This window comes from Cellulosimicrobium sp. NPDC057127, from assembly GCF_042670945.1.
GTDB lineage: Bacteria > Actinomycetota > Actinomycetes > Actinomycetales > Cellulomonadaceae > Cellulosimicrobium.
Window position 1 is genome coordinate 137,075 of record NZ_JBHUUP010000005.1, and the last position, 19,261, is coordinate 156,335.

Consider the following 19,261-nt stretch of genomic DNA (forward strand, 5'->3'; position numbering starts at 1 on the left):
CATCCCATGCCTACCCCCACCAAGGGCCCGCGGCTCGGCGGTGGCCCGGCTCACGAGCGTCTGATCCTCGCGAACCTGTCCACGCAGCTGTTCGAGCACGGCCGCATCACGACCACCGAGACGAAGGCGAAGCGCCTGCGCCCGCTGGCCGAGCGCCTCATCACCTTCGCCAAGCGCGGTGACCTGCACGCCCGTCGTCGCGTGCTGCGCGTCGTGCGCGACAAGTCCGTGGTGCACACGCTGTTCACCGAGATCGCCCCGCAGATGGCGGAGCGCAACGGTGGGTACACGCGCATCACCAAGGTCGGGACGCGCAAGGGCGACAACGCGCCCCTCGCGGTCATCGAGCTCGTCACCGAGCCGGTGAGCCCGAAGCAGGCCGTCGTCCGCGAGGCGGAGAAGGCAGCGGAGAGGTCGAGCAAGAAGAAGGCCGACAAGCCGGCGAAGAAGGCCGACGCCCCGGTCGAGGACGCGCCCGTCGAGGACGCGCCCGTCGCGGAGGACGCCACGGTCGAGGACGCTCCTGTCGAGGACGCGCCCGCCGCGGACGAGAAGGCCGACGAGGCCAAGGAGTCCTGAGCCTCCTGCTCCACGGACGACGGGCCCGAAACCGCACGGTTCCGGGCCCGTCGTCGTCCGCGTCGTGGCTCAGCAGGGGCGGGTCCCCGGAACCGTCCGCGCACGCCGCAGGCCGTGCGGCCGGTCCGCCCACCTCCTAGGGTCGAGGGGTGCTGCCGCCCGATCTCGCACCTCCTCCGCCCGTGCTCCTCGTGCACGGGTCGCGCACGTCGCGCACCATGTGGCGCGCTCAGGAGGAGACGCTCGCACGCGCCGGCGTGCATGCCCTCGCGGTGGACCTCCCCGGGCACGGCGACCGGCGGGGCGAGGAGTTCACGCTGGACGGAGCCGTCGACGCGGTGCTGCGTGGCGTCGACGCCCTCGGGGGCGGCGCGCTCCTCGTGGGGCTGTCGCTGGGTGGCTACGTCGCCGTCGAGGCCCGCGCGCGGCGCCCCGGTGCCATCCTGGGGCTCGTCGCGGCGGGCTGCTCGACCGTCCCGGCGACGCGGCTGCGCGCGGCGTGGCTGCTGGCCGCGCAGCGCATCGAGCGGCTGCCCGACGGCGGAGCGGCGCTGAACCAGGCGCTCGTCGACCGCACGATGTCCCGGCAGGCCGCTGTCGACCTCGGAGCCGGGGGCTTCGCGCTCGACGTCATGTCCGCGATCCTGCGCGAGGTGGGTGGCGCCGACCCGCTCGCGGCGCTGGCGGCGGCGGACAGCCCGGTGTGGCTCGTCAACGGCCGGTGGGACCACTTCCGCACCGGTGAGCGGACGTTCCTCGCGGCGGCCCGACGCGGGGGAGCGCGCGCCCGTCTCGTCGTCGTGCCGGGGTCTCGCCACCTCGTGAGCCTCGACCAGCCGGTGGCGTTCTCGCGCGTGCTGCTCGAGGCGGTCGCCGACGTCGCCGCAGGGCGGGGTGCGGTCCCTGCACCGGCCGCGACGCCGGCGGCCCGGGCAGGCGAGCCGGTGCCGTCAGGACGGCGGTAGGTCCCACGCGCGCGCGCCGCCGACGAGCGCCGCGGAGTTCGGCACGACGACGACGTCGTCGCCGAGGCGGTCGAGCACCGTGGGCGTGATCAGCCGCGAGTTGCCCCCGCCGAGGTAGAGCCGGTCCCACCAGAACACGGGACGCAGGCCCTCGACGACGGCGAGGACGCGTCGCGACCACAGCGCGTTCCCGAGGCGTCGTCGCTCGGGCTCCCCGACGTACGCGTCGTACGACGTGCCGCGGCGCACCGGGGCGCGCGACCACTCGAGGTGCGGGGCGAGCCGACCGCCGTGGAAGAGCGCCGAGCCGAGGCCGGTGCCGAGCGTGAGCACGAGCTCGAGCCCGGACGCGGCGACCACCCCGGCGCCGTGCACCTCCGCGTCGTTCAGCACCAGCGCCGGGACGCCGAGACGACGTGCGACCGCGGCCTGCACGTCGAAGCTCGACCACGCGGCCACGAGCGCGGGGTCGACGCGCGAGCGCGGACCGCTGCGCGTGACGTAGTGCGGCGTGTGCACGACGACGCCCCGCCGGATCATGCCCGGCATGCCGACGGTCACGCGGTCCGCGGCCGGCAGACGGGCGGCGACGTCGGCGACGGTCTCGACGAGCAGCTCGGGCGGCAGCGGGTAGGGGGTGGGCACGCGGAGAGGGGCCGCGTGCGCGGTCCCCGAGGAGTCGAGGACGTTCGCCTTGATCCCGCCGCCCCCGCAGTCGACGGCGAGCGTGCGCGGGTCGCTGGTCATGCGCCGCAGCCTAGGCACGACGGGCGGCGGCGCGCGCGGTCGCCGCACCGCACGCCGCCGGCGGCTACCGTGAGTGACCGTGACCGACGAGCCGTCCCCGACCGCCGCCGCCTCCCACGTCCCCGGACCGGGCCTCGTGCGCGTGCGGCTAGACCTCGCCTACCAGGGCACGGCGTTCGCGGGCTGGGCGCGGCAGCCGGGACTGCGCACGGTCCAGGGCGCGCTCGAGGACGGGCTCGCGACGCTCCTGCGCGGCGATCCCCCTCGTCCGACCGTCGCGGGCCGCACCGACGCCGGGGTGCACGCGCGCGGCCAGGTGGTCCACGTCGATCTCACCGAGGCGCAGTGGGCAGGGCTGCCCGGCCGATCCGACCGCTCACCGGGGGCCGCGCTGGTCGCCCGGCTCGCCGGGGTCCTGCCGCCGGACGTCGTCGTGCGCGACGCGCGGCCGGCACCGGCGGGGTTCGACGCGCGCTTCTCGGCGCTGCACCGCGCCTACACGTACCGCGTCGCCGACGACCCCGCCCTGCGGGACCCGCTGCGCCGGGAGTGGACCTTGTGGAACCGCCGTCCGCTCGACGTCGCGGCCATGGACGAGGCGGTCCGCCCGCTGCTCGGCGTGCGCGACTTCGCCGCGTTCTGCAAGCCGCGGCCCGGGGCGACGACGATCCGCGAGCTGCAGCACCTGTCGTGGTCCCGGCCGGCCGACGGGCCGGACGCGGGGCTGGTGGTCGCGCACGTCCGCGCCGACGCGTTCTGCCACAACATGGTCCGCGCGCTCGTCGGCGCCTCCCTGGCCGTGGGGGAGGGGCGCCGGGACGTGGCGTGGCCGGCCGCGCTCCTGGCGAGCCGGCGTCGCGACGGCGGGGCCGGCGTCGTGCCCGCGCACGGGCTGGTCCTCGAGGCGGTGACGTACCCGCCGGACGCGGAGCTCGCGGACCGCGCGGAACGCGTCCGCGCGGTCCGCAACGAGGAGGACGTGTGGGACGCCGCCGATCGGCCGTGACGGGAGTCGTGGCCCCACGGCGGCGTCCCGCAGGTCAGGGCTCCTCGACGACGTGGACCGCGGCCTCCTCGGCGCTCGCGCCCGCGCCCGCGATGCCCTCGTCGTCGGCGTACGTGTCGTTCTGCCGCCCGTCGAGGGCATCGGAGTCGGCCACGAGGCGTCCCGCCCGCGACTCGTCGGGGCGGTCCAGCGGGTCGCCGTCCCACTCCTCGGGCTCCTCCTCGGCGAGCCGCTGGTCGAGCGTCTCGCCGTGCGCCTCCTCCCACGGCGTCTCGCCGAAGTGGTTCGCGCGAGGACGCTCCGGCGGGGAGTAGCCCTCGTCGAGCACGTCGTCGACGCCGCGGTCGAGCAGCGTGTCCTCGGCCTGGAGCTGGTCGTTGTCGCCCTCGGCCCCCGTCTCCGGGTCCGGGCTGGTGCCGGTGGTGTCTTCGCTCATACGCACACCGTCGCACCTCCGCGCGGGTGTCGCAGCACGACCGGGGTGACGTGCGCAAACAGCGTGACGTCACGCGTCCCGGCCGGGGACGATGGGACCGTGGGACACCTCGAGATCAACGACGTCACCTATCACCTGCCCGACGGGCGCACGCTCCTCGACGGCGTGAGCCTGCGCGTGGCGGACGGCGCACGCGTCGCGCTGGTCGGCCCGAACGGGGTGGGCAAGTCCACCCTCCTGCGCGTCGTCACGGGCGAGGTGTCCCCGCACGGTGGGACGGTGCAGCGCAGCGGCGGGCTCGGCGTCATGCGTCAGCAGGTCGCGCGGGACGGCGACGACCGCACGGTGCGCGACCTCCTGGTCGAGCTCGCACCCGCGGCGGTGCGCGCCGCGGCGCAGGAGCTGGCGGCCGCCGAGCTGGACGTGATGACGGTCGACGACACGCCCGCGCAGATGCGGTACGCCCAGGCGCTCGCGGACTGGGCCGACGTGGGCGGGTACGACGCCGAGACGGCGTGGGACCAGGTGACCGACGAGGTGCTGTCCCTCCCGTTCGAGCGGGCGCAGTGGCGCGACCTGCGCACCCTGTCGGGCGGTGAGCAGAAACGGCTCGCGCTGACGGCGCTGCTCGGCGGGCCCGAGCAGGTCCTCCTCCTGGACGAGCCGGACAACGCCCTCGACGTCCCGACGAAGCGGTGGCTCGAGGACCGGCTCGTCGCCTCGCCGAAGTCGGTGCTCTTCGTCTCGCACGACCGCGAGCTGCTGGCCCGCACGGCGACGCAGGTGGCGACGATCGAGCCCACGCCCGGCGGGGGCACGGTGTGGGTGCACGGCGGCGGGTTCGCGACGTGGGCCCGGGCCCGCGAGGACCGGCGCGCCCGGCTCGCCGAGCTCGCGCGGCGCTGGGACGAGGAGCACAGGAAGCTCGTGGAGCTGGTGCGGACGCTCAAGACGAAGGCCGCCTTCAACGACGGTCTCGCGAGCCGTTACCAGGCGGCACGCACGCGCCTGCGCAAGTTCGAGGAGGCCGGCCCGCCCGAGGCGCTCGCTCCCGGGCAGCGCGTGCGGGTCGGGCTCACGGGCGGCCGCACCGCGAAGCGCGCCGTGACGTGCCAGGCGCTCGAGCTCACGGGGCTGGTGCGACCGTTCGACCTGGAGGTGTTCTTCGGCGAGCGCGTCGCCGTCCTGGGCTCGAACGGCTCCGGCAAGTCGCACCTCCTGCGGCTCCTCGCCGCGGGCGGCAGCGACCCGGAGCCGGGGACCGTGCCCGACGGCGCCCCGGGAGCGGTGCCCGCACCGGTCGCCCACAGCGGGCGGGCGGTCCTCGGCTCGCGGGTGCGCCCGGGCTGGTTCGCGCAGAACCACGAGCACCCCGGGCTGCGGGGCCGCACGCTGCTCGAGATCCTCCACCGCGGAGAGGGGCACCGCACCGGGCTGGGGCAGGAGCAGGCCAGCCGCGCGCTCGACCGGTACGACCTCGTCGCGCAGGCCCAGCAGCGCTTCGAGACGCTCTCGGGCGGTCAGCAGGCGCGGTTCCGGATCCTCCTGCTCGAGCTCGACGGCGCGACGCTCCTGCTCCTCGACGAGCCGACGGACAACCTCGACCTGCACTCCGCCGAGGCGCTCGAGGCGGGCCTCGCGGCGTTCGAGGGCACCGTGCTCGCCGTGACCCACGACCGCTGGTTCGCGCGCGGGTTCGACCGCTTCCTCGTGGTCGGCGCCGACGGGCGGGTCGTCGAGACGCCCGAGCCGGTGTGGGACGTCGAGCGCGTGGACCGGGTGCGCTGACGGCGTCCCTATCCTGGGCGCATGGCCGTCCACAAGATCGTGCTGTTCTACGCCTTCACGCCGCTGCCCGATCCCGACGCCGTCCGGCTCTGGCAGCACGCGCTCGCCGAGCGCTGGAACCTGCGCGGGCGCGTGATCGTCGCCGAGCACGGGATCAACGCGACGCTCGGCGGCACGGTCGAGGACCTCAAGCAGTACGTGAAGACGACGCGCGCCTACCCGGGCTTCGCGGACGTCGACGTCAAGTGGTCGGACGGAACGGGCGACGACTTCCCCCGGCTGTCCGTCAAGGTGCGACCGGAGCTGGTCGCCTTCGGACTGGCGGGGGAGCTCGAGGTGGACGAGCACGGCGTGGTCGGGGGCGGCGCGCGGCTGAGCCCGCAGGGGCTGCACGACCTCGTCGCCGAGCGTGGCGACGACGTCGTGATGTTCGACGGCCGCAACGCGTTCGAGGCGGAGATCGGGCGGTTCCGTGGCGCCGTCGTCCCGGACGTCGCGACGACGCGGGACTTCGTCGCGGAGATCGACTCGGGTCGCTACGACCACCTCAAGCAGCAGCCGGTCGTCACGTACTGCACCGGCGGCGTGCGGTGCGAGGTGCTGTCCGCGGTGCTGCGGTCGCGGGGGTTCGAGGACGTGTACCAGCTGGACGGCGGCGTCGTGCGCTACGGCGAGGAGTTCGGCGCCGACGGGCTCTGGGAGGGCTCGCTGTACGTGTTCGACCGACGCATGCAGGTCGAGCTCGGGCCCGGGGCGACCCCGCTCGGGCGCTGCACCTCGTGCGGCGCGGCGACAGGCCGGTACGACAACTGCGCGGACCCCGCGTGCCGGACGCTGCGACTGTTCTGCACGGCCTGCGCCGAGGTGGGCCGTGCGGGGCGGTGCGACGTCTGCGTGCGCGAACGTCCGGTCCCGCACGCCGAGCTGCACGGCGGAGCGCACGACGAGATCCGCGGCAGGGCGCAGGGCAGGGGGCGCACGGGGGCGACCGCTTTGACCGGGAGCCGCGCGCACGGGTAATCTGTTGAGTCGTTGTGCTCACCTCACGACACCCGTGTCGCTAGCGCGCCCACTCGCTGCCGGCCAAGGAGCGGGTGTCGAACGAGCCCGCCGCGCAACGACACTGCCCTCTCGACCGCACGCTTCAGCGGCCGAAGAAGACACTGACAGAAACGAAGGCTACGACCGTGCGTACGTACACCCCGAAGCCCGGCGACCTCCAGCGCGACTGGTACGTCATCGACGCGACCGACGTCGTCCTGGGCCGCCTGGCCAGCCACGTGGCCACGCTGCTGCGCGGCAAGCACAAGCCGACCTTCGCTCCGCACGTCGACGGCGGTGACTTCGTCATCGTCATCAACGCCGACAAGGTCGCCCTCAGCGGCAACAAGCGCGAGCAGAAGATGGCCTACAACCACTCCGGCTACCCGGGTGGTCTGCGTGCCGTCGCCTACGGCGACCTGCTCGACAAGCACCCCGAGCGCGCCGTGGAACGCGCCGTGCGCGGCATGCTCCCCAAGACGAGCCTCGGCCGCGCCCAGTTCGGCAAGCTCAAGGTGTACGCGGGCGCCGAGCACCCGCACGCCGCCCAGCAGCCGAAGCCGTTCGAGATCACCCAGGTCGCGCAGTAATCGCCCCCCGGGCGATGCCGACAGAGAGACGCGAGGACACACCCGTGGCCGAGACCACCGTCGACACCGACACGCTGGGTGACGAGACCCCCAGCAGCTACACCTCCGAGTCCGCCGCCCCCACGGGCCGCGGTCAGAGCATCACCGCCCCCGGCCAGGCCCTGGGCCGTCGCAAGGAGGCGGTCGCTCGCGTCCGCCTCGTGCCGGGCACGGGCCAGTGGAAGATCAACGGGCGCGCGCTCGAGGAGTACTTCCCGAACAAGGTGCACCAGCAGCTCGTCAACTCGCCGCTGAAGCTGGTGGACGTCGAGGGCCGCTTCGACGTCGTCGCCCGCATCTCGGGCGGCGGCACCTCCGGGCAGGCCGGCGCGCTGCGCCTCGGCATCGCGCGGGCGCTCAACGCGATCGACGCCGAGAACAACCGCCCCGCCCTGAAGAAGGCCGGCTTCCTGACCCGCGACGCTCGCGTGGTCGAGCGCAAGAAGGCCGGTCTCAAGAAGGCCCGCAAGGCTCCGCAGTACTCCAAGCGCTGACCAGCGCCGCACGATCGTCGGCCCCGGTGGACACGTCCGCCGGGGCCGACGGCCGTTGCGGGGCGGACGACGACGGGCCCCACGGACGGGGCGGGACGGGTGGTCGCGCGGACGGCGCGCGGCCCGGCGAAAGGACTTCCATGGGACGACTCTTCGGCACCGACGGCGTGCGGGGCCTGGCCAACGGCAACGTCACCGCCGAGCTGGCGCTCGACCTCGGCGTCGCGGCGGCGCGCGTGCTGGCCGCCGGGCCGGAGGGGCACCGCCCCCGCGCGGTGATCGGCCGGGACACGCGCGTCTCGGGCGAGTTCCTGGGCGCCGCCGTCGCCGCGGGCCTGGCGAGCGCCGGCGTCGACGTGCGGGACGTGGGCGTGCTGCCCACCCCGGGCGTGGCGTACCTGACGAGCACGACGGACGTCGACTTCGGCGTGGTGATCTCGGCGTCGCACAACCCGATGCAGGACAACGGCATCAAGTTCCTCGCGCGAGGCGGCGTCAAGCTCGACGACGCCGTCGAGGACGCGATCGAGGGACTGCTCGGCGGGGACTGGGAGCGGCCCACGCACGAGGGCGTCGGCCGTCTGTCGCGCGACAGGGGCCAGGCCGGGACGTCGTACGTCGAGCACCTCATGGCGAGCATCGGCGCGGACGAGGACCGCAAGCCGCTCGCCGGGCTGCGGATCGCCGTCGACTGCGCGAACGGCGCCGCGAGCGACGTCGGCCCCGAGGCGCTGCGCGCCGCGGGCGCGGACGTCGTCGTCATCAACGCGAGCCCCGACGGGCACAACATCAACGCCGCCTGCGGGTCCAACCACCCCGAGCAGCTCCAGGCCGTGGTCGTCGCCTCCGAGGCCGACTTCGGCGTCGCGTTCGACGGGGACGCCGACCGCTGCATCGCGGTCGACCACGGGGGCGCCGTGGTCGACGGCGACCAGATCATGGGGGTGCTCGCGCTCGCCCTGAAGGACGAGGGCGCGCTGCCCGACGACACGCTCGTCGTGACCGTCATGAGCAACCTGGGGCTCCTGCTGGCCATGCGGGCCGCGGGTATCCGGACCGTGCAGACCGCGGTCGGCGACCGTTACGTGCTCGAGGAGATGCGGGCGGGTGGCTACGGGCTCGGGGGCGAGCAGTCCGGCCACATCGTCATCTCGCGGCACGCGACCACGGGCGACGGCGTCCTCACGGCCCTGCAGCTCGCGGCCCGCGTCCAGTCGACGGGGCAGAAGCTCGCGGACCTCGCGCGCGTCGTGGAGCGGCTCCCGCAGACGCTCGTCAACGTGTCCGGCGTCGACAAGTCCCGGGCCGCGACCGACGCGGCGCTCCTCGACGCCGTCGCACGAGCCGAGGCGACGCTCGGGGAGACGGGCCGCGTCCTGCTGCGCCCGTCCGGGACCGAGGCGCTCGTGCGCGTGATGGTGGAGGCGGCGACGCAGCAGCAGGCCGACGCGGTCGCGGACGACCTCGCGACCGTCGTGCGCGCACGCCTCGCGCTGTGACCCGGAACCCGCGAGGAGGTCGCCGATGAGCGTGCGCCACGGGGAGGACGAGGCGCTGCGCGCCCACGTGCGCGAGCTCCTCGACACGTTCGACGGCGGCGTCCTGCCCATCGTGCAGGCCGGCCACCGCGTGCTGCGCACCCCGGCGGTCGCCTACTCCGGACAGCTCGGGGACCTGCTCGCACCCCTGCTCGCCGCCATGCGCGCGACGATGCACGCGGCGCCGGGTGTGGGTCTCGCGGCGCCGCAGGTCGGTCTGGGCCTCGCGCTCGCCGTCGTCGAGGACCCGGGGACCGGTGCGGCGGACGACGACCGCGAGCGTCCGCCCCTGCCGTTCCAGGTGCTCGTCAACCCGCGCTACGAGGCGGTGGGCGACGAGACCCGGACGTTCGCGGAGGGCTGCCTGTCGGTGCACGGCTGGCAGGCGGAGCGCACGCGGGCGCGCACGGTGCGCCTGACGGGTCAGGACGAGGCGGGGGTCGCGCTCGACAGGACGCTGACCGGCTGGCCGGCGCGCATCGTGCAGCACGAGACGGACCACCTGCGCGGGGAGCTCTACGTGGACGTCGCGGACCTGCGCACGCTCGCGTCCACGCTCGGGCAGGCGCGCCTGCCCGGCGCCGGACGCTGACGTCCCCACGAGCCCGCTCGTCCTGGCGGCGTACCCGTGCCGGCGCAGATCTCCTTCGTCGGGATGACGACGCGTCGCGGCCCGGCACGCGAGACTCGTGGTCGACCGGGTCGTCCGGGTGCCCTGGGGTGAAACCGGGGGAAACCCTGATGGACGGCGGGGTCGTGCTCCGTAGGCTTGACCAGTGGCGGGCGCTCCGACCGTCGGGCGTCCGTCCGCCGCCGCCAGCCTGGCAGTCCGTGCCAGCCGACGAACGAGGGACCCGTGACCGAGGCCGTGTCGACCTTCCTGGAGAATCTGGAGACCTGGATTCTCGCTCTCGCGGCGTCCGCGTGGATCTACCCGGCCCTGTTCGGGTTCGCGACGATCGACGGGTTCTTCCCGCCCGTCCCCAGCGAGTCGGTGATCATCACGCTCGCCGTGTCGGCGCACGCGACCGGTGAGCCCAACCTCGTCCTCGTGCTCCTCGTCGCCGCGCTCGGCGCGTGGACCGGCGACCAGATCGCGTTCTCCATCGGCCGCGCGGTCGGCACGGAGCGCGTGCGCTTCCTGCGGACCCGACGCGGCCGGAAGGCCGTGGCCTGGGCCGAGCGTGCGCTCGCGCACCGTGGCGCGTCCTTCATCCTCGCGGCGCGCTACATCCCCGTCGGCCGCGTCGCGGTGAACATGACCGCGGGCGCCGTCGGCTACCGGCGCAGTCGCTTCATGGCGTTCTCGGCGATCGCGGCCGTGACGTGGGCGCTCTACTCGGTGCTCATCGGCCTGGTGGCCGCCCAGTGGCTCGGACACGAACCGCTGCTCGCGATGGTGGTGGGCGTCGTGCTCGGCATCGGTGTTGGCCTCGTCATCGACCGCCTCCTCATGATGCGCTCGCGCCGGCACCGTCACGTCCCGGGGCCGGCGGCCGCGATGGCCGCCGCCACGGTCGACGACCTCGTCGCTCTCGGGCAGGACCCGGTCGCACCGGTGCTCACCGTCCCGGACGACGGCGCCGTCCCGGACGACGGCGTGGTCCCGGACGACGGCGTGGTGCCGGGAGCGGCGTGCGAGGAGAGGCGGCGGGCGGGCTGAGGCCCACGCCCCACGCGGCTCAGAGCTTGCGCAGCCGCACGCGCTGGACCGAGTGGTCGGACCCCTTCGTGAGCACGAGCGTCGCGCGGCCGCGCGTGGGGAGGATGTTGCGCTCCAGGTTCGGGGCGTTGATGGAGTCCCAGATCGAGCGGGCCTTCTCCACGGCCTGCTCGTCGGTGAGCTCGGCGTAGCGGCGGAAGAAGGACTCGGGGCGTGCGAACGCGGTCGCACGCAGCGCGAGGAAGCGGTCGACGTACCACTGGCGGATGTTGCGCGTGCGTGCGTCGACGTAGATCGAGAAGTCGAAGTAGTCCGAGACCGCGACCGTGGACTCGTCGTGCGCGCTCGGCCGGGCGGGCTGCAGGACGTTCAGGCCCTCGACGATCAGCACGTCGGGCTTGCGCACGACCGTCTCGGCGCCCGGGACGATGTCGTACGTGAGGTGGTCGTACACCGGCGCGCGGACCTCTTCGTGGCCGGCCTTGACGTTCGACAGGAACCGGATGAGCGCGCGCCGGTCGTAGGACTCGGGGAAGCCCTTGCGCTCCATGAGCCCGCGACGCGCGAGCTCCGCGTTGGGGTGCAGGAACCCGTCGGTCGTGACGAGCTCGACGCGCGGGGTCTCGGGCCAGCGCGCGAGCATCTCGCGCAGCACGCGCGCCGTCGTGGACTTGCCCACGGCGACGGAGCCGGCGACGCCGATGACGTACGGCGTGCGGGCCGTGTCCTCGCGCAGGAAGGTCGACGTCGCGTCGTGCAGCCCGGCCGTCGCCGTCACGTACAGGGTGAGCAGCCGGGACAGGGGTCGGTAGACGGCGTCGACCTCGGCCAGGTCGATGGGGTCGCCGAGGCCGCGCAGCCGGGCGACGTCGTCGTCGGTCAGCGGCAGCGGCGTGGACTCGGACAGTCGGCTCCAGGCGGCACGGTCGAGGTCGACGTACGGCGACGACGGCGTGGCCGAGAGACGGGCGAGGGCATCGGTCGCCTCGTGAACGGGGAAGGACACCCTCCCGATTCTGCCGGATGCCGGACGACGCCCGCGCGGGCTGTCCCGGCTCAGGCGCGTGCGCCCCGGGCCCTCGCGGCGCGGGCCCGCCGTCCGGTCGGGACGTCGACCGGGGTCCCGGGTCCCGGGAGGGCGAGGTCGCGAAGGCGGTCCATGAGCGCCCGGGCGTCGGCGGGGGCGTGCGCGTGCACGTCGTTGTCGAGGTACAGCTCGACGTCGCGGCCGTCGGCGTGCCAGCGGCGGACCCGGTCGGCCCACGCGTCGAGCACGTGGGGCCGGTAGGCGCTCGTGTACAGCTCCTCGTCACCGTGGAGGCGCACGTAGACGAGCCGGTGCGTCACGGCCTCGAGGAGGGGCCACTGCCCCGCGCCGTCGGAGATGGCGAAGGCGACGCCGTGCTCGCGCAGGAGGTCGAGGGCGTCGGCGTCGGCGAACGACGCGTGCCGCGGCTCGAGCACGTGGACGAGCGGGCGGTCCGCGTCGACGTCGGTCCACGCCGGGGCGCGGAGCCGGTCGTCGTGCTCGCGGGCGAGGCGCGCGGCGTCGGCCGTCGTGCGGGGGAGCAGCCCGAGGAACTCGCGGAGCGTCGGCGCGTCGAACGTCGTGCGTGCGGGCAGCTGCCACAGCACCGGCCCGAGCCGGTCCCCGAGCGCCAGGACGCCGCTGGCGAGGAAGTTCGCGAGGGGCGTACGCACGTCGCGCAGGCGCCGCATGTGCGTGACGAACCGCGGCCCCTTGACAGCGAACGTGAACCCCTCCGGCGTCTGCTCGCGCCAGGCGACGAACGACGACGGACGCTGGAGCGAGTAGAAGGATCCGTTGAGCTCGACCGACGGGAAGGCGGACGCGACGTGCTCGAGCTCCCGGCGCTGCGGCAGGCCGGCCGGGTAGAAGCGTCCGCGCCAGTCCGCGTACCGCCAGCCGGACAGGCCGATCCGTACGGTGGGCATGCGACCACCCTGGGGCGTAGGCCGTCCCCACGCCCGGCGGACGGTGACTAGACTCGTCGACCATGTGCGGAATCGTGGGTTACGTGGGCCCGGGAACCATGGTCGGCGAGGCGTCGGGGCGACCCCTCGACGTCGCGCTCGAGGGGCTGAGCCGGCTCGAGTACCGCGGCTACGACTCGGCGGGCGTCGCGCTCGTCGGGCCGGAGATCGACGCGGTGGCGTTCGCCAAGAAGTCCGGCAAGCTGAGCAACCTCGTCGGCGAGATCGAGCAGCACCCGCTGCCCGCGTCGACGGCGTCGATCGGGCACACGCGCTGGGCCACCCACGGCGGCCCGACGGACACGAACGCCCACCCGCACCTCGCGGACGACGACCGCCTCGCGGTGATCCACAACGGCATCGTCGAGAACTTCGCCGTGCTCAAGGCGGAGCTGCTGGCCGAGGGCGTCGTGTTCCGGTCCGAGACCGACACCGAGGTCGCGGCGCAGCTGCTGGCGCGCGCGTACCGTGAGACGAAGGACCTGACCCGTGCCATGGCGGACGTGGCACGCCGGCTCGAGGGCACGTTCACGCTGCTCGCCGTCCACGCGGACGCGCCGGACACGGTCGTCGGCGCGCGGCACGACTCGCCGCTGGTCGTCGGGCTGGGCGAGGGCGAGAACTTCCTCGGCTCCGACGTCGCGGCGTTCATCTCCCACACCAAGGAGGCGCTCGAGCTCGGGCAGGACCAGGTCGTCACCATCACGCCGACGTCCGTCGAGGTGACGGACTTCGACGGCAACCCGGCCGAGGCGAAGCGCTACACGGTCGACTGGGACGCCGCTGCCGCCGAGAAGGGCGGCTTCTCCTCGTTCATGGACAAGGAGATCCACGACCAGCCGCACGCCGTCGGGGACACGCTCCTCGGTCGCACCGACACGTCCGGCAAGCTCGTGCTCGACGACCTGCGCATCGACGAGTCCGTGCTGCGCTCCGTCGACAAGATCATCGTCGTCGCGTGCGGCACGGCCGCCTACTCCGGGCACGTCGCCAAGTACGCGATCGAGCACTGGTGCCGCATCCCCGTCGAGGTCGAGCTCGCCCACGAGTTCCGCTACCGCGACCCGATCGTCGACGAGCGCACCCTCGTCGTCGCCGTGACGCAGTCGGGCGAGACGATGGACACGCTCATGGCCGTGCGCCACGCGCGCGAGCAGGGCGCGAAGGTCATCTCGATCGTCAACACGCACGGGTCGACGATCCCGCGCGAGTCCGACGCGGTGCTGTACACGCACGCCGGGCCCGAGATCGCGGTCGCGTCCACGAAGGCGTTCCTGTCGCAGATCACGGCGGCGTACCTGCTGGGCCTCTACCTCGCGCAGCTGCGCGGCAACAAGTTCCCCGACGAGATCGCGGCGATCCTCGAGGACCTGCGGGAGATGCCCCGCAAGATCCAGACCGTCATCGAGCGCGGCGAGTACGTGCGCGCCACGGCCCGGTCGATGAAGGACGCGTCGTCCGTGCTGTTCCTGGGCCGGCACGTCGGGTTCCCGGTGGCGCTCGAGGGCGCGCTCAAGCTCAAGGAGCTCGCGTACATCCACGCCGAGGGCTTCGCGGCGGGCGAGCTGAAGCACGGCCCCATCGCGCTCATCGACGAGGGACAGCCGGTGTTCGTCATCGTGCCGTCGCCGCGCGGTCGCGAGGGTCTGCACTCGAAGGTCATCTCGAACATCCAGGAGATCCGGGCGCGCGGTGCGCGCACGCTCGTGATCGCGGAGGACGGGGACGACGCGGTGCGGCCGTTCGCCGACGAGATCTTCTGGATCCCCGAGTCGCCGACGCTGCTGTCCCCGCTGCTCGCGGTCGTGCCGCTGCAGATCTTCGCGATGGCGCTCGCGACGGCCAAGGGCCTCGACGTCGACCAGCCGCGCAACCTCGCGAAGTCGGTCACCGTCGAGTAGTCGTCGCCCGTCCCCGGACTCTGCTCACCGTAGGGTGAGCGCATGATCATCGGGGTGGGCATCGACGTGGTGGACGTCGAGCGGTTCATGGCGTCCATCGAGCGCACCCCGCGTCTCCGCGAGAAGCTCTTCACGCCGGTCGAGCGGGACCTGCCGCCGTCGTCGCTCGCCGCGCGGTTCGCCGCGAAGGAGGCGATCGCCAAGGCGCTCGGCGCGCCCGGCGGCATGCAGTGGCACGACGCGACCGTGCACCGTGTGCCGGGCGGCCCGCCGGAGGTCGAGATCACGGGCACGGTCGCGGCCCGCGCGGACGAGCTGGGGATCCGCCGGTTCCACCTGTCGATCTCGCACGACGCCGGGATCGCCTCGGCGATGGTCGTCGCGGAGAGCTGACCCTGACCGGCGAGCAGGCGATCGTGGAGCGTCCTCGCGACGGGACGAACCGTGACCGCCTGCTCGACGGGTGCGGGGCCGTCAGTCCTGGAGCGCCGGGATGACCTCGCGCTCGAAGAGCTCGATGCCGCTGCGGTCGTAGGCGGCCTCGGCGAAGTACGTGATGGCGTAGGTCATGCCGAGGTCGCGCAGCTGCGTGAGCTTCTCGACGATCTGCTCCGGCGTCCCGACGAGCGGACCCTTCCGCGCCGACTCGGCGTGCGCGGCGGCGCGCTCGGGCAGGGTGCGGGAGAAGTGCTCCTCGATCCAGGCGATGCGGTCGTCGACCTCGGCCTCGGTCGCGCCGATCACGACGTTGTAGTTCGCCGACCGCGTGATCTCCTCGAACGGGCGGCCGATCGCCTCGCAGTGTCCGCGCAGCACCTCGGACTTGTGCGCGAAGCCCTCGGGCGTCCCGTCGAAGTTGGTGTACTGCGCGTGCTCCGCGGCGGTGCGCAGCGTCTTCCTCTCGCCGCCGCCCGCGACCCACAGCGGGGGGCCGTCGACCTGCAGCGGCAGGGGTGCGAGCCGCGCGCCGTCGACCTGGTAGTGCGTGCCGTCGAACGACGCGACGCCGTTCGTCCACAGCTGCTTGAAGATCTGCACGCCCTCGTCGAGCATCGCGAGGCGCTCGCCGGCGCTGGGGAAGCCGTAGCCGTACGCGCGCCACTCGTGCTCGTACCAGCCGGCGCCGATGCCCATCTCGACGCGGCCGCCGCTCACGACGTCGACCGTCGCGGCGACCTTCGCGAGGTAGGCGGGGTTGCGGTAGGCCATGCACGTGCACATCTGGCCGAGTCGCACGCGCTCCGTCGACGCGGCGAAAGCGGCCATGAGGGTCCACGCCTCGTGCGTCGCCTCGTCGGTCGGCTCGGGCGTGGTGTGGAAGTGGTCGTAGACCCAGAGCGACTCCCACGCGTTCGCGGCGCCGGGCAGCCCTTCCCCGGCGAGCGCGGTGTCGGCGTGCCGGGCGAGCGACCGCATGGTCTCCCACTGGTCCGCGGGGTCGATGCCGACGAGGTCCAGCCGCCAGCCCTGAGGGATGAAGAGTCCGAATCGCATGGCGTCACCCTAGGCGGGCCGGGGCCCGCTCGCCCCCGGCACCGGTCCGGAGGGCGCCCGGGGGCGCGCGGGCGCCCGGGTCGGCAGGATGGGCGCATGATCGAAGCCTGGTCCGCCGCCGGCGTCCGCGCCGCCGAGAAGCCGTTGCTCGCGGCGGACGTCCCGCTCATGGAGCGTGCGTCGTTCGCGCTCGCCACGATCGTCGCGCGGGACCTCGCCACGGCGCGCTCCGTCGTCGGGCCCGACGGCGGGCGGCGCGACGGGCGCGTGACCGGGGCACGGGTGGCACTCCTCGTCGGGTCGGGCAACAACGGGGGCGACGCACTGCACGCGGGGGCCTACCTCGCACGCCGCGGCGTGCAGGTGACCGCGGTGCTCGCGGGCGACCGGCCCCACGCCGGAGGCCTGGCCGCGCTGCGGCGCGCGGGCGGTACGACGCTCTCGCTCACGGAGGACGTCGCCGCGCCGGGCCGCGGCACCGGCGACCTCGGGTCGGCGACGGACCGGGCCGTCGACGCGGTCCTGCGCGCGGACGCGGTGCTGGACGGGCTCGTCGGCATCGGCGCGGTCGGGCCGCTGCGCGGCGTCGCGCGCGACCTGGTCGAACGTCTGGCCCGGGCCCTCGGCCGTGCCGGTACGCGTCCGGTCGTCGTCGCCGTGGACACGCCCAGCGGCATCGGCGTCGACGACGGCACGGTCCCCGGGGTGGTCCTGCCCGCGGACCGCACGGTGACCTTCGGTGCCGCCAAGCCGGGACTGCTGGTCCCGCCCGCGACGCACCTCGCGGGGCGCGGGGCGGTCGTCGACCTCGGGCTCGACCTGCCCCCCGCCGGCGGGGCGTCAGGCGACGCCGCGGGCCCGGCCGTGCGCCGGCTGGAGCGGGAGGACGTCGCGGCGCTGTGGTCCGTCCCCGGACCGGCCGACCACAAGTACACGCGCGGGGTCCTCGGCGTCGTCGCCGGGACGTCGACGTACCCCGGTGCGGCCGTCCTCGTCTCGAGCGCGGCCGTGCGGACCGGTCCCGGCATGGTCCGGTACGCGGGGCCCGACGACGTCACGCGCGCGGTGCTCGCCGCGCACCCGGAGGTCGTGCCCGGGGAGGGTCGCGTCCAGGCGTGGTCGCTCGGGTCCGGCGTCCCGGCCGCGCCCGGGCCGCAGGAGGACCCGGTCGACGACGGCGGCCAGCACGACCGCGTGCGCGCGGCTCTCGCGGAGGCCACCGCGCGCGTCGGCGACGAGCGGGACGGCGACGCCGACCGTCCGTACGGGGACGTCGGCGCACGCGGTGGCCGCCCCGGGGTCGCCGCCGTCGTCGACGCGGGCGCGCTCTCGCTGCTGCCGGAGCGCTGCCCGCCGTCCGTCGTCCTCACGCCGCACGCCGGCGAGCTCGCCACGCTGCTGGGAGCGCGCGACGAGGAGGTCACGCGGGCCGACGTCGAGGCCGCGCCGTTGCGCTGGGCGCGGCGCGCGCACGAGCTGACCGGCGCGACGGTGCTGCTCAAGGGGTCGGCGACGCTCGTCGTCGGGCCCGGCGTCGTCTACGCGCAGGCGGACGCGCCGCCGTGGCTCGCGACCGCGGGCGCGGGCGACGTGCTCAGCGGCGTGCTCGGCGTCCTGCTCGCCACGCACGCCGAGCGCGTCCTCGCGGAGCCCGGGGCGGCGGCCGAGCTGGGGGCGGCCGCGGCGCTCGTGCACGGACTGGCGGCGGAGCGCGCGAACCCGGGCGGGCCCGTCGCCGCGCTCGACGTCGCCGAGCAGGTGCCGCGCGTCGTCGCGGAGCTGCTCGCGGCACGCTGAGCCTCCGACGCCGCCGAACCCCGGCTCGTGCGGCACGGCGAGCTGCCGAGCCCTGGGTCGTGCGGCAGGACCAGGCCCCGGTGACACGTAGACCGGGGTTCGACGTCGCTCTGTGCCGAACCCGGGATCGTGCGGCAGGAACCGCGCGCGGTGACGCGTATCCCGGGGTTCGGCAGCTCCGGTGCGGATCGCGACGGCGTGCCACCCGGAGCAGTGTCCCGGAGCGCCACGACCGCGCCGGTACCGTGGACGCGTGGTCCCTCTGCCCGTGCGCGACGGTCTCAACCCGACGCGCCTCGTCCTCCCGCACGACGACGCGAGCGTCGCGCGCTGGACGCGCACCCTGGACTACGTGCTGCACCGCTTCCCCGACGACGCGGCGCGGCTGCACGAGAAGGTCGCCGCGGGGGAGGTCGTCGACGGGCGCGGGCGGCCGGTCGACGCGCGCACCGCCTACGAGCCGCGCGGCTTCGTGTTCCTCTACCGCGACCCGCCGGTCGAGCCGGAGGTGCCGTTCGAGATTCGGGTGCTGCACCGCGACCGCGACCTGCTCGTCGTCGACAAGCCGCACTTCCTCGCGACGATCCCGCGCGGCGCGTACGTCGCGCGCTCGGTCCTCGTGCGGCTGCGGCGCGAGCTCGACCTGCCCCAGCTCAGCCCCGCGCACCGCCTCGACCGCGTCACGGCGGGCGTCCTGCTCCTCACCCTGCGGCGCGAGGTGCGCGGGGCCTACCAGGAGCTGTTCGCCCGGCGCGAGGTCCGCAAGACGTACGAGGCCGTCGCGCCGCTGGACCCCGCGCTCGAGCTCCCGAGGACGGTCCGCAGCCGCATCGTCAAGCGCCGCGGCGTGATGCGCGCCGAGGAGGTCGACGGCGAGCCCAACGCCGAGAGCCGCGTCGACGTGCTCGAGACGGACGCCGCACGTGGGCTGGCGCGCTACCGGCTCGAGCCGCACACGGGCAGGACGCACCAGCTCCGCCTGCACATGAGCGGTCTGGGTGTCCCGATCGTCCACGACAACTTCTACCCGGACCCGTACGACGTCGCGCACGACGACTACGCGCGTCCGCTCCAGCTCGTCTCGCGCTCGATCGACCTCACCGACCCACTCAGCGGTCGTCCGCGCCGGTTCGAGACGGACCGCGCGCTCGACGTCTGGTGAGCCGCCGCGCCCGACGGCGGGGCGCC

The 19,261-nt window shown here is 74.6% G+C and carries 19 protein-coding genes; 14 read left to right on the plus strand and 5 right to left on the minus strand.

What is annotated here, in order from left to right; translation table 11 throughout:
* Nucleotides 1-6 precede the first annotated feature (6 nt).
* Complete coding sequence (gene rplQ, locus ACFTZA_RS06875) at nucleotides 7-579, plus strand: 50S ribosomal protein L17 (RefSeq protein WP_378192150.1); 573 nt, start codon at nucleotides 7-9, stop codon at nucleotides 577-579.
* Between the two features lie 149 nt (nucleotides 580-728).
* Nucleotides 729-1,544 (plus strand): alpha/beta fold hydrolase, encoded by an 816-nt coding sequence (locus tag ACFTZA_RS06880; RefSeq protein WP_378192152.1) that lies wholly within the window; start codon nucleotides 729-731, stop codon nucleotides 1,542-1,544.
* Here ACFTZA_RS06880 and ACFTZA_RS06885 read toward each other — a convergent pair.
* The gene (locus ACFTZA_RS06885) at nucleotides 1,530-2,291 is read right to left on the minus strand and encodes an ROK family protein (protein ID WP_378192154.1); all 762 of its coding nucleotides are present in this window, start codon (nucleotides 2,289-2,291) and stop codon (nucleotides 1,530-1,532) included. The genes ACFTZA_RS06880 and ACFTZA_RS06885 overlap by 15 nt on opposite strands.
* Before the next feature lie 79 nt (nucleotides 2,292-2,370).
* On the opposite strand from ACFTZA_RS06885, the gene truA reads away from it, so the two are divergent.
* Nucleotides 2,371-3,297: a tRNA pseudouridine(38-40) synthase TruA gene (gene truA / locus ACFTZA_RS06890; protein WP_378192156.1), complete on the plus strand. Its 927-nt coding sequence runs from the start codon at nucleotides 2,371-2,373 to the stop codon at nucleotides 3,295-3,297.
* A gap of 34 nt (nucleotides 3,298-3,331) precedes the next feature.
* Here truA and ACFTZA_RS06895 read toward each other — a convergent pair whose 3' ends face one another.
* Entirely contained in the window at nucleotides 3,332-3,733 is a 402-nt protein-coding gene (locus tag ACFTZA_RS06895; protein ID WP_378192158.1) for a DUF5709 domain-containing protein, read from the minus strand.
* Nucleotides 3,734-3,832: 99 nt separating this feature from the next.
* On the opposite strand from ACFTZA_RS06895, the gene ACFTZA_RS06900 reads away from it, so the two are divergent.
* The 7 genes from ACFTZA_RS06900 (at nucleotide 3,833) to ACFTZA_RS06930 (ending at nucleotide 10,886) form a co-directional block, all read left to right on the plus strand.
* Nucleotides 3,833-5,521, plus strand: a complete 1,689-nt coding sequence (locus ACFTZA_RS06900) for an ATP-binding cassette domain-containing protein (protein WP_378192160.1) — start codon at nucleotides 3,833-3,835, stop codon at nucleotides 5,519-5,521.
* Between the two features lie 21 nt (nucleotides 5,522-5,542).
* Entirely contained in the window at nucleotides 5,543-6,541 is a 999-nt protein-coding gene (locus tag ACFTZA_RS06905; RefSeq protein ID WP_378192162.1) for a rhodanese-related sulfurtransferase, read from the plus strand.
* 167 nt (nucleotides 6,542-6,708) lie between these two features.
* Complete coding sequence (rplM, locus tag ACFTZA_RS06910; protein WP_378192164.1) at nucleotides 6,709-7,152, plus strand: 50S ribosomal protein L13; 444 nt, start codon at nucleotides 6,709-6,711, stop codon at nucleotides 7,150-7,152.
* Nucleotides 7,153-7,196: 44 nt separating this feature from the next.
* Nucleotides 7,197-7,685: a 30S ribosomal protein S9 gene (gene rpsI / locus ACFTZA_RS06915; protein WP_378192166.1), complete on the plus strand. Its 489-nt coding sequence runs from the start codon at nucleotides 7,197-7,199 to the stop codon at nucleotides 7,683-7,685.
* Between the two features lie 140 nt (nucleotides 7,686-7,825).
* Entirely contained in the window at nucleotides 7,826-9,184 is a 1,359-nt protein-coding gene (glmM, locus tag ACFTZA_RS06920; protein WP_378192168.1) for a phosphoglucosamine mutase, read from the plus strand.
* 25 nt (nucleotides 9,185-9,209) lie between these two features.
* Nucleotides 9,210-9,815 (plus strand): peptide deformylase, encoded by a 606-nt coding sequence (locus tag ACFTZA_RS06925; RefSeq protein WP_378192170.1) that lies wholly within the window; start codon nucleotides 9,210-9,212, stop codon nucleotides 9,813-9,815.
* A gap of 264 nt (nucleotides 9,816-10,079) precedes the next feature.
* The gene (locus ACFTZA_RS06930) at nucleotides 10,080-10,886 is read left to right on the plus strand and encodes a DedA family protein (RefSeq protein ID WP_378192172.1); all 807 of its coding nucleotides are present in this window, start codon (nucleotides 10,080-10,082) and stop codon (nucleotides 10,884-10,886) included.
* A gap of 19 nt (nucleotides 10,887-10,905) precedes the next feature.
* On the opposite strand, the gene coaA is transcribed toward ACFTZA_RS06930, so the two are convergent.
* Both coaA and ACFTZA_RS06940 read right to left on the minus strand, forming a co-directional pair.
* Complete coding sequence (coaA, locus tag ACFTZA_RS06935; RefSeq protein WP_378192174.1) at nucleotides 10,906-11,892, minus strand: type I pantothenate kinase; 987 nt, start codon at nucleotides 11,890-11,892, stop codon at nucleotides 10,906-10,908.
* Nucleotides 11,893-11,942: 50 nt separating this feature from the next.
* Nucleotides 11,943-12,842 (minus strand): DUF72 domain-containing protein, encoded by a 900-nt coding sequence (locus ACFTZA_RS06940; protein ID WP_378192176.1) that lies wholly within the window; start codon nucleotides 12,840-12,842, stop codon nucleotides 11,943-11,945.
* A 62-nt stretch (nucleotides 12,843-12,904) separates the two neighbouring features.
* On the opposite strand from ACFTZA_RS06940, the gene glmS reads away from it, so the two are divergent.
* On the plus strand, nucleotides 12,905-14,782 hold the full coding sequence (gene glmS / locus ACFTZA_RS06945; RefSeq protein ID WP_378192178.1) for a glutamine--fructose-6-phosphate transaminase (isomerizing): 1,878 nt from the start codon (nucleotides 12,905-12,907) through the stop codon (nucleotides 14,780-14,782).
* 42 nt (nucleotides 14,783-14,824) lie between these two features.
* Nucleotides 14,825-15,175 (plus strand): holo-ACP synthase, encoded by a 351-nt coding sequence (locus ACFTZA_RS06950; protein WP_378192180.1) that lies wholly within the window; start codon nucleotides 14,825-14,827, stop codon nucleotides 15,173-15,175.
* An 81-nt stretch (nucleotides 15,176-15,256) separates the two neighbouring features.
* Here the strand turns inward: ACFTZA_RS06950 and ACFTZA_RS06955 are convergent, their stop codons facing one another.
* Nucleotides 15,257-16,276 carry an LLM class F420-dependent oxidoreductase gene (locus tag ACFTZA_RS06955; protein ID WP_378192182.1) on the minus strand — a complete coding sequence of 340 codons (1,020 nt, stop codon included), beginning with the start codon at nucleotides 16,274-16,276 and terminating at the stop codon, nucleotides 15,257-15,259.
* A 96-nt stretch (nucleotides 16,277-16,372) separates the two neighbouring features.
* Here ACFTZA_RS06955 and ACFTZA_RS06960 point away from each other — a divergent pair, with 96 nt between their 5' ends.
* The gene (locus ACFTZA_RS06960; RefSeq protein ID WP_378192184.1) at nucleotides 16,373-18,073 is read left to right on the plus strand and encodes a bifunctional ADP-dependent NAD(P)H-hydrate dehydratase/NAD(P)H-hydrate epimerase; all 1,701 of its coding nucleotides are present in this window, start codon (nucleotides 16,373-16,375) and stop codon (nucleotides 18,071-18,073) included.
* Between the two features lie 253 nt (nucleotides 18,074-18,326).
* A complete protein-coding gene (locus ACFTZA_RS06965; protein WP_378192186.1) occupies nucleotides 18,327-19,235 on the plus strand; it encodes a pseudouridine synthase in 909 nt (302 codons plus the stop codon).
* The last annotated feature ends 26 nt before the right edge of the window (nucleotides 19,236-19,261 follow it).